Raw genomic sequence first — 20,603 nt, 5'->3', positions numbered from 1 at the left:
AAAACGTACCTCACAAGCAATCTATAATTTAACATATTTCAAGTGTTATCATAGATAGCTTATGCACTCAACTTGGTGCATAAGCTATTAAAAATAACTTTCTATAAATTCCCGATTGAGTACAAATTCCTCTCAGTGTTTCTGATTTTATTTGAGGGTGGTTAGGCATTACTAACGGAGTCTCCATGCCATCCTGATTCTATGGCACCCTGACCATATGTTCGCCTTCTCTAATAATCCGAAAACCCAACAACTGAAATGTTCTGATGATTGGTCTTTTAGAAGCATCGACAGGAAACTTTGACATTAAATAGCCACCTCTGCTTCTAGCAAAAAAGTCTTGATTGCAGGTGATTCGTTTTCGATTGTTTCTTTGCCAAATACTTCGATGTAACAGCGAATAGCTGACTTGACATCAGCTAAGGCTTCTTCATAGGTCTCACCTTCACCAACTACGCCACTTTTGATTCCAAGGGGATAGGCTACATAACCATCAAAAAATTTTTCAATGAGGATGTTAAATTGTTTCATCTTCGCCTCTTTATTTTTAAACTAACTTAATTCACCACACCCGCGCGATCGCATAAGCATCAAAAATAGCATCAACGCTCAAAATCGGTATCTGTTCCGCCATAGATTGTGCAATTATCAGCCTGTCAAATGGGTCACGGTGATGCAAAGGCAGTGAAGCTACAACCTCAATGTGCTGGAGATTAATCTCCAGTAGTCCGATATTGCTAACAGTGAGTTGCTGTCCGACAAACTCCATAAAAGGCAGACTAAAGTTTAGCCTGCCTATGCTGTGCTTAATCGCCATTTCCCAGATGCTAGCTATACTGAGTAGCTTCTCGTTATTTTCATCCTCAATTAGCAGTTTGACATGGGCGCTAAGTCTAGGGTTGTCCGTGACATACCAAATGAAAGTATGAGTGTCCAACAACAACCTCATTCCATATACTCCTTAAACTCTTCTAGCGGTTCGTCAAAATCATCGGACATCCAAACCATTCCTTTAGCACTCCCAGCTTTGGATGGCCAGCGCTTCTTATTAGCTGGCGGTATTCCTACCAATTTTACAACAGGCTGGTTATCTTGAGTAATCGCAATTTCTTCCCCTCTCATCGCCGCTTCGATTAATTCCAGAAGCTTTTCTTTGGCCTCAATAATGTCTACTTGATACATAATTCGTGCCTCCTTACTCTCAATTTGCAACATTACCATTCTAACTCAATTAAACAAATCATCTTCCTCCAAATCAACCGACTGCAACTCCATATCACCAGACTGCAACTGAGCCGGAGTAGCAGGAATCGCCGCAATTATTGCATCGATTACTTTCGCCACCGGAATAATCTCCATCCCTAACTCTGGTACGGGTTGATTCTTAGGAATAATCGCCCTTTTGAAACCCAATTTCGCCGCCTCCCTCAGCCGCAACTCTAATTGGGAAACCGGCCGCACCTGTCCTCCCAAACCCACTTCCCCAAGTAAAACAGTGCGTGCATCAACCACCCGATCGCGAAAACTGGCCACAACGGCGATCGCAACTGCCAAATCCGCCGCCGGTTCATCCACCTTCAACCCGCCCACCGTCGCCAAAATCACATCTAATTTAGATAAAGGAATCCCCACCCTTTTCTCCAAAACAGCTAAAATTTGCTGCAATCTAGCATTGTCCACACCAGTAGTAGTACGGCGCGGCGAACCAAAACTCGCAGGACTAACTAACGCCTGAATTTCCACTAAAATCGGTCGAGTTCCTTCGCAAGTAACCGTCGTCGAAGTACCGGGAGAAAATTCATCTCTATTTCCTAAAAACAACTCCGACGGATTATCTACTTCTCGCAAACCGTTGGCTACCATTTCAAAAACACCGATTTCGTGAGTCGCGCCAAAACGGTTTTTCATCGATCGCAAAAGTCGATGAGAAGCAAAGCGATCGCCCTCAAAATACAGTACAGTATCTACCAAATGTTCCAAAACCCTCGGCCCGGCCAAAGCTCCATCTTTCGTAACGTGACCGACAATAAATAAAGTAATATTTTCCCTTTTCGCTACCTGCATCAAAGCCGAAGTACATTCCCGCACCTGAGCCACCGAACCCGGAGCCGATGTTAAACTAGCAAAATAAATAGTTTGGATGCTGTCAATCACCGCCACATTCGGTTTCAGCGCTTCCAACTCCCGCAAAACAACTTCTAAATCCGTCTCTGGAAGCAAATAGAAATTCTCCGCTGAATTGTCCTCGGAATCCCTTTTAGCTTCCCCATTGCGGCCGGATTTATGTCCGCCGTTGCTTGACAACTCAACCGGATTAGCTACGCCCAAACGCTGCGATCGCAACTTCACCTGCTGGCCGGACTCCTCCGCACTGACATACAGTATCCGATCCTTGCGGGCCAACATATTCGCCACCTGCAACAGCAGCGTCGATTTGCCGATTCCCGGTTCCCCGCCAATCAACACCAGCGAGCCCGGAACAATCCCGCCTCCCAAAACTCGATCGAGCTCCCCGTAACCAGAAGGCCAGCGAGACTGAGTTTGGTCGGAAATCTGCGATAATCTGAAAGATACCCTTGGTTGACCCTTCGACTTATCAGGGGGCGAACCGCCCACTGTCTTAGTTGTCACCCCAGTTAAACCAGCCCGCGGCACACCAGCAGTAGGTTGCTCTAACTGCTCGTCAAAAGAATCCCACTTCTGACAGCTAGGACATCTGCCAAAATATTGTGGTGAATCATACCCGCATTCCCGACAAATATATTGTATTCGAGGCTTAGGCATTGTTTACTATGATAAATAGTCACCCTAACATTTAGAAAAGTCTGATTTAAAGCAATTATCAAGCTTTCAGACCGATCCCCGCCCATGATTCAATTTGTGTCTTCTATGATAGGGTACAAAAAATTAACATTATCTGAAATGTAACTTAAGGAGTGCTCGGTAACTTGGAAAATCATAAAGAAAAAATTCTGGTAGTCGATGACGAAGCCAGTATCCGCCGCATTCTGGAGACTCGCCTTTCCATGATTGGCTACGATGTCGTCACCGCTGCTGACGGCGAAGAAGCTCTCGAAACATTTCGCAACACCGAACCCGACTTAGTGGTTTTGGACGTGATGATGCCGAAGCTAGACGGTTACGGCGTCTGTCAGGAGTTGCGTAAAGAGTCAGACGTGCCTATCATCATGCTAACTGCTTTGGGAGACGTAGCCGATCGCATCACCGGTTTAGAATTGGGCGCCGACGATTACGTCGTCAAACCTTTCTCTCCCAAAGAACTTGAAGCCCGCATCCGTTCGGTACTAAGGAGGGTTGACAAAAACGGAGCATCAGGCATTCCTAGCTCTGGAGTCATCCACGTCACCAATATTAGGATTGACACCAACAAGCGCCAAGTTTACAAAGGCGACGAACGAATTCGCCTCACGGGCATGGAATTCAGCCTGTTAGAACTGCTTGTCAGCCGTTCTGGAGAGCCTTTTTCGCGATCGGAAATTTTGCAGGAAGTGTGGGGATACACGCCTGAACGCCACGTAGACACCCGCGTAGTGGACGTTCACATCTCGCGGCTTAGGGCAAAGTTGGAAGACGACCCCAGCAATCCCGAATTAATTCTCACCGCCCGTGGCACCGGCTATCTGTTCCAGCGAATTGTCGAAATTGGAGAAGTAGGATAAAGTCACTTGGCAGTTGGCAGTTGACGGTTGACGGTTGACGGTTGACAACCAACAGTCAACAGTGAACAGTCAACAGTGAACAGTCAACAGTGAACAGCCAACAGTGAACAGCCAACTGACAAATGACTAAATCTGATCCCAATAAAGTTTTGCGGCAATTGCCGTTAGTTGCAGGAGGGCTAGCAGGTACGCTGCTAATGGTCAACCGCTTGCTGACAGAGCAAATTACAGATTCTCAAGCTCGATCGGACGCTTTGGGAGTAATTATCAGCGCTTTGCTGATTTTAACAGGTTTGCTGTGGCAGCAGGTGCAAGCGCGATCGCCTGATTCTGTAAAACTTATCGGCGAAGAAGGTTTTGAATTTGCGCCGGATTTGCCGGATGCCGTGAAAATAGAATTAGCCTGGGCGTCGCGTTTGCTGTTGACAAATACCGCCACAAGGTCGATCGTAATTGTGTATCAGGGAAAAGTCCTATTGCGGCGCGGCATTTTAGGCATCAATCCCGAAGTCAAACCAGGACAGATATTGCAGCGAGTGCTCGACAAAAACAAACCAATTTATTTAGTAAATCTCAATATTTATCCCGGCAAAATTGAATTTGACTATTTGCCAGAAAATACTCAAGGAGTCATTTGTCAGCCGATTGGCACCCAAGGCGTTTTAATCTTAGGTGCTAACGCGCCCCGCAGCTACACCAAACAGGATGAAAACTGGGTTGAAGGCATTGCCGACAAACTAGAAAATACCATCAATCAATTTTAGATTTTAGATATAAGATATAAGATTGCACAATGCCAGCCCTCTCAACGTGCGATCGTCTTCCAGGGCTGCGCTAACGACGGATTTGCCTCATTCTAGGTGTTGGCTATCGGCAATAAACAAGATTTATTACCGATATATTTTGAAAAGAAAAAGAGCGAGCGCTCCCCCCAACAAAATTTGCAGGGTTTGAGAGTCTTCTTCACCACTCCTGAGCCGACTGCGTACACAGGGCGCACCTTAGTCCTCAACAACGCTCTTTGGGTGCGCTAGGCGCACCTTACTAGCTCACAAATCGCAACTCAAAACTCAAAACTACTAGCGAGCCCAGTCAGTACCGCGCCACAGCGTAAAAAACAAAACACTAGAAATCAGCGCGCCCAGCAGCCACTTAACAGCATTTTTAAATAACCCCACGCGCTGATTTGACTGAACCGCAGCACTTTGCGTCTGTAACCGTTCCTTAGCCGGAGTAATTCTCGAAAGAATTTGCTCTTTCAATTGCTGTGGGTTTTGTGTATCCGCTTGTACCCCCAAACGAGTAAGTTCCCCCGCCAAATTCCTTAAATCTTCAGGACTACCCTTCTTTAGCCGATCTTCCACCTGCTGCAACTGAGCTAATTGTTGGTTTGCTTGAGTAGTAATTTGCTGGTTGTTTTGGTTGTTCACATAGATAGTGCCAAAAATTCCCAAAGGCAGCATCAACAGGAAAAGCAGACCTAGCAGCAGACAAACCCAAGACAAAACCTTCAAAAAAACTTCTTCCAAACCTCTGCGATCGTACCCTTCGCCAAAAAATATCAGCGCCATTGCCAGTAAAGGAACGGGCACCCGTTCCACTACAGCCCCAATCGTTTGCAATTCCCAGAGGCGATTGCCAAAATTTGCTGGTATAAGAACTGCAATCGTATCTAATACAGACAAAATTAATAGACCGTAGCCAATCCAACGCAGTCTGTAGATAGAAAAACCTTGTTCGCCTTGTAAGTCATTCATAAAATAATCAGAGTTGTTGTTAAGAAAAATCTCTCTTGACCCCGCCCAAGAGCGGATACAAGCCCCAGACAACAGTCGTGGAGAGTCAAACATTTTAGACTCTTGTTCCAGCTTCCCGATTCACCTGTGGAGTAAATATAAAAGCTAAAAGCTAAAAGCTAAAATCGACGGAATCGAGTCAAGGTTTGGGGAATCGCGGCTGCCACCACTCATACCAAGAAACCCAAGCATTCTCTAGAATTTTTTTGGCATCTTCTGGAGTTGTTTTATCCAAAGGCACAGACATCTGAGTCCACAAACAGCGTCTGTCTTGAATATTTCCCCTACCCAACAACCAAAACAGAATACGGTTTGGCTGCCAATCACGAGTATTTCGATTATATCTAAACTGTTGGGAAGTTACTGTAGGACTGCCATTAGGATTGATACACGAACTCAAATACAGTCGATTTTGCTGTTGCAAAATTCCGTGAAACCCCGCGCCTTGAGTGTTTGCCAATGCTAGTTTACCAGGAGACGACTTGAGAACTGTATGTCCCTTCATCATACCTTGCACATCCCCAATGGTGTCTACCGCATAGCGCATCTCTATTTCTAGAGCCCTGCTATTTTTTTGATATTCATATTTCCTGGCAGCTTTGAATTCTGAATTGTCGCTAATTTCGAGAGGCGCGCTCTTTTTTAGTTCCCAATCGGCTAGAGGCACCGACTCGGGAAACTCAAACGGGGTTGCCACATTCTTGCCGTCCGATGGATAGAAAACCAGTTTTCCGGCAACCAACAAGACCCCTCCCAAAGTAACAGCCAACAGGGAAAGCCTCAGTGGTTTCCAAGAGGTAATAGCCATTAGCAATTCTGTCCTTCCTGATTTGGGGGTTGGTCTTTCAAAATTGCAAACCAGCAGAATAGCCCGAAAATAAATACAGCAATCATCGAAAATATTACCGAACCATTTCCTTCGTGCCAGTATTTAAATGCTTCGGATTGAGATAGCGATACCAGCACGGCCAGGAGACCAACTCGCGCCGCATTAACTAGAAATGCAGTAATTATGGCCACGAATGGCAATACAATTTTCTGACCCGTAGTGGTAGGAAACATCAGTAAGAAAACCAGAGCTAGTCCTAACAATTGTAGCATCGCATTTACGCCGGAACAGCCGTGATATACTTCCACGCTGCCCTTTTCCAGGATGAGAAAAACCCCTTTTCGCACCACTTCAAATCCTAGATAGTGGAGGAGGAAAGCTGAAAATTTTGCTGTTAATAGGGCAACATCAACGAATACTCCGATCAATCCTGGAGGAATAGCTGTATAGCCAAGAATTAGAAGTTCCTGCCAATATTGTTTGAGTCCTTTTGTGCCGGAAGCCAGCAATGCGAGACTGATTCCAGACAAAAAAGGCGTTGCTCTGATAAAAAAGTCGTATCCCGATATCGAGGAACTTTTGAGCAATATTAAAGCAATTAACGCTGTCCCAAAGAAGCTGGCGAAGACTCCGCTTTCAAAATTTAAGGATTCGTGCCTTTCCCAAATTAGAAATGCTACGACTCCCCAAAACAGTAACATTGTACCGAACAGGTCTGTGTCGTTTGTTCTGGAAGTTAGAGTTAGGTGTAGGGCAATCAAACCGGAGGCGATGCCTAACAGCCAGTATTTAGGTTCTTGGATGTGCTTGAGCGAGTTTATTTCGGTCATTGCTGCTTTTTGTTTTTCCTAAAAGCTTCTAAAATGCTTAAGCTTGTAACTCTATTAAAATTATCAGCTACAAACACTTAAATTTATGCGTTTGGTATGATTTTTCACTAAATCTTCACAATGATTGACAATGGCGAATGTGTGTGATACTTGCCTGCACCCAATTAATTCTGAAGTTAGGAGCAAAGACCAAAGAAAACAGGTTTTTTAACTCGGATCGATCGCACTTAACGAAAGATTTTCCTTTCTCTAACCCGGTTTCTGCGGCGAGAGTTTAAATGTAAAGCTTGGAGGCAAGACAGAAACCTTTCTGGACGCACTCTTGAGCTGGAAAACCAGTTTTTTACTGGTGCGGGTTTGTGGTAGCCCGTGCGTCCAGGAGTAGATTAGTTAGAGTAGACTTTCCGGTAGTAAGTTTGATATTCCTCCGAAAGCAGGGGTTCCCACCACTCCCGATGGGCTAAGTACCATTCTACAGTCTGTCGCAAACCTTCTTCAACTGTTACTGAGGGAGTCCAACCTAACTCTGTTTTAATTTTGGTGGCATCAATAGCATAACGCCGATCGTGCCCGGCTCTGTCTTTGACAAATGTGATCAATTGTTCGCAAGGACGGGCGGGTAAATCAGAAGCTAATTCATCCATTAGCTGACACAGCATTTTTACTAAATCGAGATTTTTTACCTCGTTGTTGCCGCCAACATTGTAGGTTTCCCCAGGCTGACCACGGTGAATAACGGCATCTAAAGCGCGGCAGTGGTCGAGAACGTAGAGCCAATCTCGCACGTTTTGACCGTCGCCGTATACTGGCAGCGGTTTGCCCAATAGCATATTGATGCACATTAATGGAATGAGCTTTTCTGGGAAGTGATAGGGGCCGTAATTGTTTGAGCAGTTGGTGATAATTGTCGGGACGCCGTAGGTGTGGAAATAGGCGCGGGCGAGGTGGTCGCTGCCAGCTTTGGAGGCTGAGTAGGGGCTGTTCGGCGAGTAGGCAGTTGTTTCTGTGAAGGCTGGGTCATCGGGGCCGAGACTGCCGTAAACTTCGTCGGTAGAAACGTGGAGGAAGCGCATTTGTGCTTTGAGAGATGCCTCATCAATTGCTTCAAAATGCTTGCGGAAGGCTTCTAAAAGTGTGAAGGTTCCGACAACGTTTGTTTGAACAAAGGCGGCAGGCCCGATAATTGACCTGTCAACGTGGGATTCTGCGGCAAAGTGCGCGACTGTGGTGATGTTTTCTTCTTTGAGCAAGGTATCGACTAAGGTACGATCGCAAATATCCCCCTGCACAAACCGAAAATTTTCTCCTCCTTCCAAAGTTGCCAGGGTTTGTCGGTTTCCGGCGTAGGTTAAAGCGTCGAGTACGACGACTCGATCGCCCGGATAGCTGCTGCACCAGTGATGCACAAAATTCGAGCCGATAAATCCAGCCCCGCCCGTCACCAACAATCGGCGAGGGGCTCGCTCAATGCCTTGATTCGCGTTGTCTGTCATAAAAATAAGAGTTATTCCAATAACTAAGCCTTTACAAAAGTAGCCTTAAAAGTAGTTTGTCACCAACTGTTTGCCACTCTGTAATTAAATTTTCTACTGTCTCACCTCAGATTTTCTAATTTGGGCGCGATCACAGTATTGGTTCACAAAACTTGAACTTCTACCGTTCTGTTAGCCCAAACGCTTACAGAGCAACCATTCTAGATATTTAGGCGGGCAATTTTAAATTTGAATTGGGTGAGGCTATAGCTGACTTTTGCGATCGATCCGCGATATCGGCGGCGCGCAGAGTTGATACATTTGTAAAGAGCTGTTACCATTAATTTTTTAATTATCCTTTACAATCTCCAGAGCACCATGAAGAAGTTTCAAGTGTTAGCTGGCATTGCTTCCGTCGTCGCGATCGCAAGCAGCATCGCCATAGGTGACGCTGCATCTGCTTTCCCCTGTTCCTACAGCAAATCTGGGGCGGCGAAATCTGGTTCTGCAACAACCCTCCTAGGTTCTGGCGGCTCGGAGCGCATGAATCCGTGGAAATCCTACAAAACAGCAGCTCTCGGTTTCCTCGGTTTGGCTGGGCTTGGGGGTGCAGGTGCGGCCTACATGAGCTACCGCGCCGGCAAGCGCGCTTCTGCTGCTTGCGCTGCGATGACCGATAATTTTGAAGTTTTTGAAGAGTCGATCGATCCGATGGCAGATGCAGGTGTTTCTGGACACATGGAAGTTCCGGCCTTGCTCGATTTGGCGGCGGCGGGTGCTGTAGCTGAGTCAGCAGATGCGGTTGCAGTCGTTCGCGAACACCCAGAAGCTCCAGGCGGTGAGCTGGATTTGCCAGTTTCGCCAGTTGCCGAGTTGAGTTCTGAAATTGCGATCGAACAAGTCCAAAGCGCGAGCCTCAAATAGTTATCTCAAACCAAAGTATTCGCTGAGCGCACCTCCAATCTTCCAAGATTGGAGGTTTTTTGATTTGAAGTTATCTACCCCTACAATTTCTTGTCATTGCGATCGCCAAGCACTGCAAACAATAGACATATGAATCGATAGCACACAATATCATATTCCTGCGAAGCAAAAAAGTGCCGAATTAATATCAATTAAAAAAACTATTGCTACCATCATCAATCTCATAGCAATTATTAAAAGTCGCTGCTCTCCGTCAGGACAAGGCTGTGCGGTTTTCCTACTGTATTTGAACTGTATTTGAGCCGATTCAAAACTGCTATAAAATTAGATGAGTCAAAGCGAGAGAGTAGGCGGTCGAGGCGATCGCTAAAAATACTCTTCAGATCAATCTGAGGGTAGACGGCAAGAGTTCAAATCCCCTGCTATGGTGGGAAATATAGCCCTACAGATGACAACTATAGGTTATTGTCAGGAACCTCAGCCTAAAGGCATGAGGCTTGAAGGAGAAATCTAACAAGCCATTCTGACGGGCCTAAGTCTTAATTGACTACGTTTTTTGAGTCACGACACTCCTTGAATGCGAAGCTAGTTTTCCGCTCTGTCGCTAGTAGTTAAACAACTTTAAGGTCCCTGAAGTAGTGCTGCTAGCCTAACAAGCTCTTAAAACAAAGGCGCGTGCTAACTTTACTCCGCAAGGAGAACGGGACAACCATATCCCGGCGGGGAGGCAACCATACCTCCCCAACCCCGCAAGGGAATTGTAAAGCCGTCCTTCTAGGACGGGGTTTCAAACCCATAATTCTGATGAATGCTTGGCGCGATCGATTCAATCAATTTACAGGTAAAACTAGATTGGCAGTTTGCCGCGTGTTCGTTCACCTAACAGGCGAAGAAGTTGCACCGCTGTTAGGAGTTCTCAACCGCACCGCCAGACAAGCAATTGATGCCGATGGCGACATAGTAGTTTTAGGAGAAGGTCTTGTAGAAATTTGCAATCACCTGTTGCAGTACGACAACTACTGGCAATCAGCCGCCAATGAAGGCGATGTTTTTTGGAATGAAGGCGAAGCCGGCGATTATGTGGATGAACTTTTCATTGATTCAGCCGATCGCTATCTCAGCGAGCCTCAATACAGCACATCTGTTTATGATAAAAAATCCCCCTTGTCTTTGCCGGTAACTAGAAATATCGTCGTGATGCTGACAGTTGCTTATGAAGGCGAAGTTCCTGCCCTAGAAACTGACCTTGCTGACATCAGCGCGCTGAAAGTCGGTTTAAAAGCCCTGATTAATTTACATTACCAAGAAAGGCTCCGAGCTGTGCAAGTTCACTTTTCTCCCGCACAGTTGGGAGACGAACTTACCAACGACCAAGTGTTGGTCAATTTCCCAGAACTTATTCCCCTTTAAGGAAGGAGTAATTAGTTATTAGTTATTAGTTATTAGTTATGTGCGGTGCCCAGAGCGGAGTCGAAGGGTTATTTGCTACCAATGCGCGATGCCCGATGCCCAATGCCCAATTCCCAATTACTATTTATGATGCTGCGAAAACTGACAATTTATTTAATGGCTTTAACTTTTTTATGGACGGCGACAGGCTGCGGTTCTCCTCGCACACAAACTTCTACAAATCCTGCTGGAAATCCGAATATTAACACAGTGCGTCCTGCACCAAATAATAACTTGAGTCAAGGTCAATATCCTGTACAGCAAGTTACTTACAACGATGCTGATGGCGAATACAGTTTGATGTTGCTGAATACTCCCCCCGGCAGTCCCCCAGTTTACCGCACTAGGGACTTGCAAATGGCTCGCTTAACGGATGAAGAAATATCGGCAGGCAAGAAAAGTTATCTAAATGTGGATAACAATCAAGCGGTTTTGCATTTGACAGAAGATTTTAAAATTGAGTACGTTCACAACGTGACTGAAACTGTTCCTAATCCTCAAACAGGTCAGCCCCAAACCGTAGTAGTGAGACAGCAATCTGGCTTCTGGGCCCCGTTTGCAGGAGCTGTGGCCGGTCAGGCGATCGGCAGTTTGTTATTTAGACCGCGATATTATATGCCGCCAGTCTATCAGCCGGGGATTATGACAGGATATGGCGGGTATGGTAATACTTACAACCAAGCTGTTCAGCAGTATCAAACTCGGTACCAAACTCCGCCTCCTGCTGTGAGAAACCGTCAAGTTTTAAGGACGACCGGCCGCTTGCGATCGCCCACATACAACCAGCCCGTAAGACCCTCAGTACGTCCAAATGGCAATCGATCGACCGGTTCGGGTTACGGTGGCAGCACTTTGAGGCGATCGCCCAACTCAAATTCCCGGCAGCAAAGGCGGAGTCCGAGTTTTGGGAGTGGCAGGAATTCTCGTCAACCGAGTAGGAGTCGGTCTTTTGGGAGTGGCAGAAGGCGTTAAGAATGTAGGGTGCATCGCCATCGAATATCTGCGCCTTAGTGGGAAGTTTCCTGCAGCGAGACACCCTACAACTACCAAGGTCGATCGAGTTATATTGTTACGCGGGGATTTTTACCGACTTATAGGGTTGGATGAGAATTTCAGCCGGAATCCCCAGTTCTTGATTCAACTTCCGAATCATCTCCAATGTCAAGGAACGTTTACGAGATAAAACCTCAGACACCCTAGCCCGACTACCGAGACATGACTCTAAATCGATCCGGGACCATCCGCGAGTTTCGATGTAATAATAAATCGCTTCGATCGGATCGGGGATTGCGATCGGAATGTGTTTCTTCTCGTAAGCTTCCACTAAGGTGCTGAGGATATCTAATCGATCGTACTCAGGAGTGTTTGGGGCTGCATTAAACAGTAACTCGATTTCTCGAAGGGCTTCCTGATAGTCGGTTTCATTTCTAATTGGGCACAATTCCATACATCCACCTCTATTTAGACTATTTCTGCATCTACTTTGTCATACTCGGCATGAGTGCCAATAAATCGGATGATAATAATACCAAGGTCATAGCGAATTGCCACAATCAGCCGACACTTCTATCATAACGCGATCGCATCTTGCTCACTAGAAGGTAAGGTTTTCAATCGGGCGATCGCTCGTTGAAGTAACTTTGACCATGTGCATCACTCACCATTTTTCCACGTATGCAAAGATGCGCGTAACTTTTCAAGCTCATCATCCTTAAAGCACTTGGAAAAAGAACGATCTTTGTAGGCATTTGGATGTGGAAGGAAAGCAAAAAATCTTTCATGGCTCCCTATCTTTATTGCCTCAGACACTGAGATTTTTTCAGGAATATTGAATTGACTTTGAATTGCTTTCCTTGCACGTTCTCCCAGCACCACAATTACTTTTGCCCCTGCCAGTTCTAAAGTCCTCAACAAATAGGCTTCAACACATTTATATTGCGCTCGTTCTACGCCAATTTCCTTATGGGATTTACAATGCACTATTTCGGTAAGTGCATAATCAATTCCTGGAAGCACATCCCGTTCAAATAACTCCATAGCACGTTGCCGGACTGCTGCCCAGAACTTAACAGCATGGCTATATGTCCCGTCCATTAGTAAGGATTTCGTACCATTGACGATCCATTCCTTGCGTCCCCCTCCAAAACGATAACTGAAGTAATCTTCCATATCATCGTCTGACCAAGACCAATTTGGGTAGTTTTCACCAGCGCCAATTGATGGATTTGAACTCAGAAAAAGAATAGGAGCTTTCTCTATATGTCCACTCCAAGGCTCAGGTACTTGAAACTTGTCTAAATTGAGCGATCTTTGATAATCAACAATTTCGCTACATGGATGTTCAGCAGCAGGATTTTCTCGACAGAACCGTGCATGGGGGCAATGAGCAATTTCATGTAGCAGAGTTATCTCAGACATTTTAAATGTTGGATTGCTGAATGTTTCAATTATTTGCGGCTTTTCCAATACCCAGGCTCTCGACTGCAATGCGTTACTGCGAGAATCAAAATGTACTACATAGTATTGGACAGCTTCAGCATATTCGGCAAGTGCTTCAGGATGAAATACATACTTCATGGGTCAAGCAACAGCCTCACTTGAGCTAAGGCTTCATCCCCCGGAATTGCTTGCACAGCACCGCTTCGGATCTCGTTACGTCGTTTATGAGCCTCAGTTGTCCAAGCTGCCTGAATTATTGGGTCGATATCGAATTCTAAACTTTCTGCGAGTTTTTCTGCCAAAAGCGCTCTTGATGCACTAGGCAGAGATAAAAGCTCTTCTGTTAGTTGTTCAATTGACCGCATAGCTTGTCGCCAAATGCTTAATTACGATCGTAATGTAACAGATTTTAGACCAATAGAAGGTCATTGATCCGGGGTTGATGTGGTTCGCGATCGCGACTATCGAACAGTGAGCGAGAAACAGTTTATCAAACAGTATAAACTCCCTCAATCAACAATCGCTATGCTTTAATTAATAAAGCATCTGTCCTTTCACCATCGGATAGCTGACATGACCCAAAGCCTCAACCCCACAACCTTACCTCCCGCTTTTCCCGATCACACCCAACTACCTGACTCCGACGGCACGTTTGTGAAAAACTTCCAAGAACATCCCCAGAGTATCCTACTCACCGACTCCCTGGAAACCACACTGCAAACCCTCCACCCGGACGGACAATATGCTATAGGGCAAGATTGTGGCATCTACTGGCGCGAAACCGACCCTCCAGAAAAGGGAGCCGAAGCGCCTGACTGGTTCTACGTTCCCAACGTTCCGCCCCTAATAGATGGGGAAATTCGGCGCTCTTACGTGATTTGGCGCGAGTATATTGTGCCATTGATTGCGATCGAATTTGCTAGTGGTAATGGCTCTGAAGAACGAAACAATACTGCCTTATCTCGCTTACCAGAAGGTGTCAACCAGAAACCCGGAAAGTTTTGGGTATACGAGCAGATTATTCACATTCCTTACTATGCGATATACATCATTAAAACGAGCGAATTGGAAGTCTATAACTGGGTGAATACTCGTTATCGCCGTTTGCAACCGAACGATCGCGGGCATTATCCGATCGACCTGATGGGAGTAGAGTTAGGTGTGTGGGAAGGTAGCTATCAAAATCAGCAGCAGCGATGGTTGCGTTGGTGGGATAATCAGGGGAATTTGTTGTTAACTGGTAGCGAACAAGCTAGACTCGAACGCCTCCATACCGAACAGGAACGCCAACGCGCTGACGCTGAGCGAGAGCGAGCCGATCGCGCAGAACAAACCCAACGGGATGCGATTCCCCAACTGCTGGCAATGGGTTTAACCGTAGAGCAAGTGGCTCAGGCGCTGTCGCTGTCGGTGGAAGATTTGCAGAGATTGGGTTGACAGTTAACTTTAATGATTCAGAAACAAAATCTCTTTTCTCGAATTGCTGGTATTTCTACGATCGTCCTTTGTACAGTCGGCGGATTATTTTTACTTAAAAAACCCGTACAATCTATTCCCGCAAAACCAGCACCAGAGGAAATTGTACTAGATGCCGAAGTGCGATCGCTCCCCGGAAAACTCGACAACATCCCCCTCTTCAACAGCGACAGTCCCGAATGGGTCAAAAAAGAAGGCATTTTGCTCTCAACCTTTCCCCCAGACGGCAAAAAAGTCCCAGCGGCTCACCTTAACTTTGCCTTTCAAGGGCAATTTAACCTGTTTGCTCACCACTTTTCTCACACTCCGCTGAATTCTAGAACTTTGTATATCGCAGCTTTGCTCTACAATCCCGGCTCCGAACCCGTGACGGTGGAAGTGTTGCAGGCTGCCAGTTACCTGATGGAACCGGACGCGCCGTTCAAACAAAAGCCAGCACTAAGTGAGAGTCCCAACGGCGAAGTATATTCCGGCCCTGGAATTCGCGCTGTCGATAACGTTTTGCGGGGAATGCGGCAGCCGGATTTTCCCGAAAAACTGCTCATTGCACCGGGAAAAACCGCATTGTTGATGAATCGCCCTATTCCCGTGCGGGGTCTGGAAAAGCCGATAAATGGTCGTTCTACCTTTGGGCGGCTCAAAAGTAGCGGCAAGGTTTATGCCGCTACTTTGGCAATGTATGCACCTCAAAATGCTGATGGGGGCGAGCGCGCGCCAACTCTGGAAGAATGGCAGCAATTGCTGAATAATGGCGGTTTGGCAGGCCCCCGCGACAAAACCCCGACTCCCCCCGACGCGACTTCGGGAAGCCTGATTTACGGCCGCGTAGCAGGGGTGCAGCAAGGTTCGGGATGGGAAGCGGAATTAGTCGATCGCGATTCTAAAAATCTGGCAATTCCCCAGACTGGAAAAGCGATATCCTATGCGATCTCTACCTTGCGCGGGGGCACTTTGGGAACCCAACAAGTGCAAGCAGGAAAAATGCTGGCGCGCTATCCCGACACCGCTTACGAAGCCCACGGCAATTACGGCGTACACTACAATCTGATTTTGCCACTGCATAACACTGCCCAAAAACCGCAAACGGTAGCGGTGAGTTTGGAAACGCCTTTAAAAGAAGATCGACTCTCAAAAAATGGATTGCGATTTCGCCAACCTCCCCTAGATTTTCCCTATTTTCGAGGTACTGTGCGGCTGCGCTACCGAGATGATGGAGGTTACGATGTAACTCGCTACGTGCATTTGTGGCACCGTTTCGGTCAAGTTGTGGAACCGATGGTAAAGTTGAGGTTAGCTGCGACAGAAACGCGATCGGTAAAAGTTGATTTTATTTATCCTCCCGATTCCACGCCGCCGCAAGTATTGACAGTGAGAACTTTGGAATAGTTGATTTATTTATTTCAGTCACTACCAGACCCAAAAAATATGTGATTTAATTTCTACATTGGTCTGTAGGTGACAATATGTCTTCTTCACAACCCCCGTCAGGGGAAAGAAATCCTCTAGGATTGGATGAATTGATTGCTATCTTGGTTGCCTTCGGCACGATGGGAGCAATTTTATTTTGGGTAACAGGTAAAAATCCCGATCGATTGAATGCCAGAAATTGGCAATTTCCAGCCGTTTTCTCTCAGCCTGCTGTTACGCCCGCGACTCCGGGAATATTAACGCCAGAATCCCCAAATTCGGATTTGCGATCGCCCGCTACAACTATCATTCCCTCACAACGGGAAGTCACACCTGTGGCACCTTTAGGGCCGATTTTACCCCAAACTCCTCCCGTGGGTGTAATCGTTGTTCCTCCCAAGCCAATTGCGCCATCGACTCCCAATCCAGCAATTACCCAACCCAAAGCCGATAAACCCAAAGCCGATAAACCCAAAGTTGGGCCCGTTATATTCTCCGATGTTCCAGACAAATATTGGGCGCGTCCGTTCATTGTCGCTTTAGTCGATCGCAAAATCTTTACTGATTTCACCGACAGCAAATTTCGTCCCGACGAACCGATCACGCGAGCCGAACTAGCGCGCTTAATTCAGCGAATGTCCGACGACAAAAAGCCGATCCGAAAACCAATTGATTTTAAAGACGTAAAAGACAAGAGTCCTGTTGCTCCCGCGATCGACCACACCGTCAAAACTGGATATCTTAAAGGATACCCAAACAATGAGTTCCGTCCCGAAAAACAGATTCCGCGTGTCGAAGTAATCGCAGCTTTAGCGAGCGGTTTGAGCCTGAAACCATCAACAAAAGCAAGCAAAACTTTACAACTTTATACAGACAGGACAAAAGTGCCGAAATGGGCAGTTAACAAAGTAGCAGCAGCCACGGAAGCTGGCATTGTTGTCAACCACCCGAAGCGCGCACTTTTGCAGCCAAATAGAACTGCAACTCGCGCTGAAGTAGCAGCCATGATTTACCAAGCTATGGCCAAAAGAGGTCAAGTGCCTGCTAAGTCTTCTGAGTATGTTGTGAAGCCTGCAAAGTTGTCCAAGTAAGATTTTAGGGGCGTTGCTCTGAGCAACGCCCCACAATAACATTTAATCGCTCTTGTTTGTAGTCAGGACTGAAGCCCTAACTACGAAGCAGCTAAATTAATCTTGAAACACCATAATACTGCCCGAATAGCAAGCTACCCAAACCTGATTTGTTTCCGAATCGTAAGTAATCCCGATCGGACTTGAATTAACCTTCACTGTTTGCAGCACTTTCATATCGCTCGTCCTAACTTTGCTAACAGTATTCGAGAAATAGTTAACCACATAAAGCAGTTTTCCCTGATCGGAAATTGTCATGCTGCGAGGTGCTTTTCCTGTCGAAACTTTGTCCACCACTTTACCAGTTTTTAGGTCAATTTTTGCCACATTTCCTTCACCATTTAAAGTGGCATAAAGATACTTCCCATTGGGATCGATCGTCAAATGACGCGGCGCATTGCCAATATTTCTCAGCCATTCTACCGAAAAGTCTATGAGATTGACTTTCGCAATATTGGAAGAACCCATGATGGCAACATAGGCATTTTTTGAGTCGGGAGTAACAACAATACCCCGAGGATATGCACCCAGTTTCACTCGCTCGATTTCAAGATTTTTATTAATATCAACTACGCTCAAATCCCAACTGCACCAATTGCTAGTGAGGGCGAAGCGATTGTCAGGCGAAACAGCATTGAATTTCGGAACTGCACCTACAGGAATTACCTTTTCTATTTGCAAATTTTGGGTATTGATGCGGTAAAGAAAACTTTGGTCGTGTTTTGCCGCTGGAGAACACCTGTCGGTTCCCGGATTGCTAAACCCCGAACCGTACATTTTGTAGTTGGAGACGTAGGCATATTTGCCATCGGTTGAAAAAGCTGCTTCTACGGGAGAACCTTTATAATTGCCTTTGAATTTAGAAAAGCCGAACTTCGACAAGTTTACTGTATCGGGAATAGTCTTGACTAAATTAAAGTTCCTGTCATAAACTGTGATTGTGTGGCGGTACATCATGTTTTGAGCAAAAAACAAGCCATCTCCCGAATAAACTATTGATTTTGGCGAGATGTTGCCGTAAATTGTTTTTTTCAAGGTCATTTTTCCTTGAGTGTTGTCGGGAGGATTTACTAGCCTTGTGGGTGGTAATTCACTTCCTTGACCCTCGGAATTCCCAGTTTTAAAAGGTGGCAAAGATGGTTCTTGAAAAAGAGGCTCTTGGGCCTGAGTTTGAGTTTCCTCTTCGAGTTCGTTTTGGTTTTCTGTGGCGGTAGGAGATGGCGAAGATCGATCGACATTTGGCGCGATTTTTTCCGCAGCTTCAATACTCGCATCTTCCGGCGTACCTTTGAGCGCTGACAAGGTTTTAGGGCCGACAATTCCGTCAACTTTCAGATTATTGTCTGCTTGAAACTTTTTCACTGCAGCCAGGGTGAGAGAACCGTAAAATCCTGTGGGCTGGCGGCGAAAATAGCCTGCGTTTTGTAGAGTTTTCTGAAGTTGGGCTACTTCCGGGCCTGAATCACCTTTTTTGATGGCGAGGACGGGATTGACTAAATTGAAAATTGTGAGAACGATCGTAAAGAAAAGTAAAGGAGTATAAGCTAACTTTAGGTGCGTTTTCAAGTTTGTCGATCGAGTCTGACCCACAGCAGTTTCCCAAGTTTTAGCTAAATGTAGGTAGGCTAGTCCGTCCATAGTTTTTACCGGGTATTTTTGGTGCTATGATACACCAGTTAATACCATTTTAGATTTTAGATTTTAGATGGCGAATGACCGAAAGCATCCAGGATACAAGTCCCCGGATTGATCCGTCCAGAAATAAAAAACGTGTATCCGATAAAGGAACCCCCGAATTTATCCGTGGGGTCAATGCTTCAATCGAAAATCTAAAATCGAAAATCGATCGACTGATGCAATATGGGCTTGCAGCTTGCCTACAGTTGCATTCTTTTTTTAAAGTTGTATAACATTGATTAAAGGAAAAATATTATAATCAAACTCCCTGAAAACCCTGTGACTTTAGTCCAGGGATAAAAGGGCATCGCAGGATTTATCCTGCCTACCAATTTCCCAACTACCAAATGCAGTAAAATTAATCAAGGAAGGTGAAAGTCAAATGTATGCAGTACAAAAAGATATCTGGCATTTAAAGGGATTCGACAAATCCATTGTAGAGCAACTGCTGAGATGGTCAAACAATCTGTTTAATGTCGGGACTTACGAAAGTCGGCAACGATACTTTAAAGACAAAAGTGCGGTTAAATATCCAGCCTTGTACAGGATTGCTAAAACTAACGATAATTACAGCTTACTTTACTCGCAAGTCGCGCAACAATCTCTTAAATCTGTTGCTGAATCTTTCAGCTCTTTCCGAGCCTTAGAAAGGTTAGCCAAAAAAGGGGAAATCAATCAAAAACCCAGATTGCCTAAGTACAGAACCCAAGGCGGTATGTACCAAGTTTCCTATCCGGGACAAGCCTTAAAAATAGTCGGCAGTAGGGTAAGACTCCCTCTAGGAAAGCAAGGGAAAGAACACTTCGGAACAGATGCTCTCTGGATTCCACTACCAGAAAGGCTTAAGGGTTGCCAGATTAAAGAACTCAGGTTAATCCCTAGAAATGGTAAAGTCTGGATTGAATACGTCCATGAATCTCTTACCAAGCAAGCTCCTAGCTGTAGTCTGGAAGTAACAGGGATTCTGGGCATAGATCATGGTATCAACAACTGGCTAACTTGTGTTTCTAGCAATGGTAAGCCATTTATTATTGATGGTCATAAGCTGAAATCTTGGAACCAAGAGTTTAACAAACAAAAAGCCAGAGTTCAATCAGAACATTCCCGACATAATCTACCTCAAGGTTTTTCGTCAAAAAGACTGCAACAGTTATCGGAAACTCGCGCCCGAAGAATGAGAGATGCGGTTAATAAAGCTGTCAGAAATATCATAGATTATTGCGAAAGTCACCAAATAAATGTCATAGCATTTGGTTGGAATAAAGGACAGAAACAAGAGCTCAATATGGGAGGAAAAACTAATCAGAACTTTGTCCAAATACCGACAGCTAAAGTTAAACAAAGATTACAACAAGAATGCGACTCTCTAGGATGGAGATTTGTAGAACAGGATGAATCTTACACTTCAAAAGCCAGCGTGCGTTTCGTTCTGAAGAAACCCAGAAATGGGGGGAACTCAGGCTCTAACAAGGTAATCCAATATGGATTGAGTTC

At 45.6% G+C, this 20,603-nt stretch carries 22 protein-coding genes; 9 read left to right on the top strand and 13 right to left on the bottom strand.

What is annotated here, in order from left to right; translation table 11 throughout:
* Positions 1-306 precede the first annotated feature (306 nt).
* The 4 genes from QUA36_RS27470 to radA are packed head-to-tail and all read right to left on the bottom strand — an operon-like array spanning position 307 to position 2,784.
* Positions 307-531: a hypothetical protein gene (locus tag QUA36_RS27470; RefSeq protein ID WP_333457949.1), complete on the bottom strand. Its 225-nt coding sequence runs from the start codon at positions 529-531 to the stop codon at positions 307-309.
* Between the two features lie 31 nt (positions 532-562).
* Positions 563-949, bottom strand: coding sequence for a type II toxin-antitoxin system VapC family toxin (locus QUA36_RS27465; RefSeq protein ID WP_333158627.1), 387 nt, complete (start codon positions 947-949; stop codon positions 563-565).
* A complete protein-coding gene (locus QUA36_RS27460) occupies positions 946-1,182 on the bottom strand; it encodes a type II toxin-antitoxin system prevent-host-death family antitoxin (protein WP_333158625.1) in 237 nt (78 codons plus the stop codon). The genes QUA36_RS27465 and QUA36_RS27460 overlap by 4 nt, the downstream gene beginning before the upstream one ends.
* A gap of 45 nt (positions 1,183-1,227) precedes the next feature.
* Positions 1,228-2,784 (bottom strand): DNA repair protein RadA, encoded by a 1,557-nt coding sequence (radA, locus tag QUA36_RS27455; RefSeq protein WP_333459744.1) that lies wholly within the window; start codon positions 2,782-2,784, stop codon positions 1,228-1,230.
* Between the two features lie 164 nt (positions 2,785-2,948).
* Here radA and rpaB point away from each other — a divergent pair, with 164 nt between their 5' ends.
* Positions 2,949-3,680, top strand: a complete 732-nt coding sequence (rpaB, locus tag QUA36_RS27450; RefSeq protein ID WP_071587789.1) for a response regulator transcription factor RpaB — start codon at positions 2,949-2,951, stop codon at positions 3,678-3,680.
* A gap of 122 nt (positions 3,681-3,802) precedes the next feature.
* Positions 3,803-4,444: a cofactor assembly of complex C subunit B gene (locus QUA36_RS27445; RefSeq protein WP_333459743.1), complete on the top strand. Its 642-nt coding sequence runs from the start codon at positions 3,803-3,805 to the stop codon at positions 4,442-4,444.
* Positions 4,445-4,759: 315 nt separating this feature from the next.
* On the opposite strand, the gene hpsJ-A is transcribed toward QUA36_RS27445, so the two are convergent.
* The 4 genes from hpsJ-A to rfbB form a co-directional block, all read right to left on the bottom strand.
* Positions 4,760-5,437 carry an HpsJ-like protein, cyanoexosortase A-associated gene (gene hpsJ-A, locus QUA36_RS27440; protein WP_333069035.1) on the bottom strand — a complete coding sequence of 226 codons (678 nt, stop codon included), beginning with the start codon at positions 5,435-5,437 and terminating at the stop codon, positions 4,760-4,762.
* Between the two features lie 178 nt (positions 5,438-5,615).
* Positions 5,616-6,284, bottom strand: coding sequence for a cyanoexosortase A system-associated protein (locus tag QUA36_RS27435; protein ID WP_333158619.1), 669 nt, complete (start codon positions 6,282-6,284; stop codon positions 5,616-5,618).
* A complete protein-coding gene (gene crtA, locus QUA36_RS27430; RefSeq protein WP_333158617.1) occupies positions 6,284-7,135 on the bottom strand; it encodes a cyanoexosortase A in 852 nt (283 codons plus the stop codon). Before crtA ends, QUA36_RS27435 begins: the two co-directional genes overlap by 1 nt.
* A gap of 386 nt (positions 7,136-7,521) precedes the next feature.
* Positions 7,522-8,628 carry a dTDP-glucose 4,6-dehydratase gene (gene rfbB / locus QUA36_RS27425; protein ID WP_190657334.1) on the bottom strand — a complete coding sequence of 369 codons (1,107 nt, stop codon included), beginning with the start codon at positions 8,626-8,628 and terminating at the stop codon, positions 7,522-7,524.
* A 357-nt stretch (positions 8,629-8,985) separates the two neighbouring features.
* On the opposite strand from rfbB, the gene QUA36_RS27420 reads away from it, so the two are divergent.
* The 3 genes from QUA36_RS27420 (at position 8,986) to QUA36_RS27410 (ending at position 11,952) form a co-directional block, all read left to right on the top strand.
* Positions 8,986-9,531: a hypothetical protein gene (locus QUA36_RS27420; RefSeq protein WP_333459742.1), complete on the top strand. Its 546-nt coding sequence runs from the start codon at positions 8,986-8,988 to the stop codon at positions 9,529-9,531.
* Positions 9,532-10,335: 804 nt separating this feature from the next.
* Positions 10,336-10,941 (top strand): DUF1517 domain-containing protein, encoded by a 606-nt coding sequence (locus tag QUA36_RS27415; RefSeq protein ID WP_333459741.1) that lies wholly within the window; start codon positions 10,336-10,338, stop codon positions 10,939-10,941.
* Positions 10,942-11,067: 126 nt separating this feature from the next.
* Positions 11,068-11,952, top strand: a complete 885-nt coding sequence (locus QUA36_RS27410) for a hypothetical protein (RefSeq protein WP_333459740.1) — start codon at positions 11,068-11,070, stop codon at positions 11,950-11,952.
* Positions 11,953-12,049: 97 nt separating this feature from the next.
* On the opposite strand, the gene QUA36_RS27405 is transcribed toward QUA36_RS27410, so the two are convergent.
* From QUA36_RS27405 to QUA36_RS27390, 4 genes are all read right to left on the bottom strand, one after another.
* The gene (locus tag QUA36_RS27405) at positions 12,050-12,427 is read right to left on the bottom strand and encodes a transcriptional regulator (RefSeq protein ID WP_333459739.1); all 378 of its coding nucleotides are present in this window, start codon (positions 12,425-12,427) and stop codon (positions 12,050-12,052) included.
* A gap of 14 nt (positions 12,428-12,441) precedes the next feature.
* Positions 12,442-12,534: a type II toxin-antitoxin system HigB family toxin gene (locus QUA36_RS27400; RefSeq protein WP_333459751.1), complete on the bottom strand. Its 93-nt coding sequence runs from the start codon at positions 12,532-12,534 to the stop codon at positions 12,442-12,444.
* A gap of 99 nt (positions 12,535-12,633) precedes the next feature.
* Positions 12,634-13,557: a hypothetical protein gene (locus QUA36_RS27395; protein ID WP_333457742.1), complete on the bottom strand. Its 924-nt coding sequence runs from the start codon at positions 13,555-13,557 to the stop codon at positions 12,634-12,636.
* On the bottom strand, positions 13,554-13,784 hold the full coding sequence (locus tag QUA36_RS27390; RefSeq protein ID WP_249069860.1) for an addiction module protein: 231 nt from the start codon (positions 13,782-13,784) through the stop codon (positions 13,554-13,556). The genes QUA36_RS27395 and QUA36_RS27390 overlap by 4 nt, the downstream gene beginning before the upstream one ends.
* Before the next feature lie 208 nt (positions 13,785-13,992).
* Between QUA36_RS27390 and QUA36_RS27385 the strand changes: the two genes are divergently transcribed.
* From QUA36_RS27385 to QUA36_RS27375, 3 genes are all read left to right on the top strand, one after another.
* Positions 13,993-14,856, top strand: coding sequence for a Uma2 family endonuclease (locus QUA36_RS27385; protein ID WP_333459738.1), 864 nt, complete (start codon positions 13,993-13,995; stop codon positions 14,854-14,856).
* 12 nt (positions 14,857-14,868) lie between these two features.
* Positions 14,869-16,281, top strand: coding sequence for a DUF3370 domain-containing protein (locus QUA36_RS27380; protein ID WP_333459737.1), 1,413 nt, complete (start codon positions 14,869-14,871; stop codon positions 16,279-16,281).
* A gap of 77 nt (positions 16,282-16,358) precedes the next feature.
* Positions 16,359-17,393: an S-layer homology domain-containing protein gene (locus tag QUA36_RS27375; RefSeq protein ID WP_333459736.1), complete on the top strand. Its 1,035-nt coding sequence runs from the start codon at positions 16,359-16,361 to the stop codon at positions 17,391-17,393.
* Positions 17,394-17,489: 96 nt separating this feature from the next.
* On the opposite strand, the gene QUA36_RS27370 is transcribed toward QUA36_RS27375, so the two are convergent.
* Entirely contained in the window at positions 17,490-19,070 is a 1,581-nt protein-coding gene (locus tag QUA36_RS27370) for a peptidoglycan-binding protein (RefSeq protein WP_333459735.1), read from the bottom strand.
* A 421-nt stretch (positions 19,071-19,491) separates the two neighbouring features.
* Here QUA36_RS27370 and QUA36_RS27365 point away from each other — a divergent pair.
* Positions 19,492-20,603 (top strand): transposase (locus QUA36_RS27365; RefSeq protein WP_333459734.1); only part of this gene is annotated, 1,112 nt, incomplete at its 3' end.

The organism is Microcoleus sp. Pol10D4 (genome assembly GCF_036701555.1).
In the GTDB taxonomy this organism is placed as follows: Bacteria; Cyanobacteriota; Cyanobacteriia; order Cyanobacteriales; family Microcoleaceae; genus Microcoleus.
This window is presented reverse-complemented; position numbering and strand designations above follow the sequence as displayed.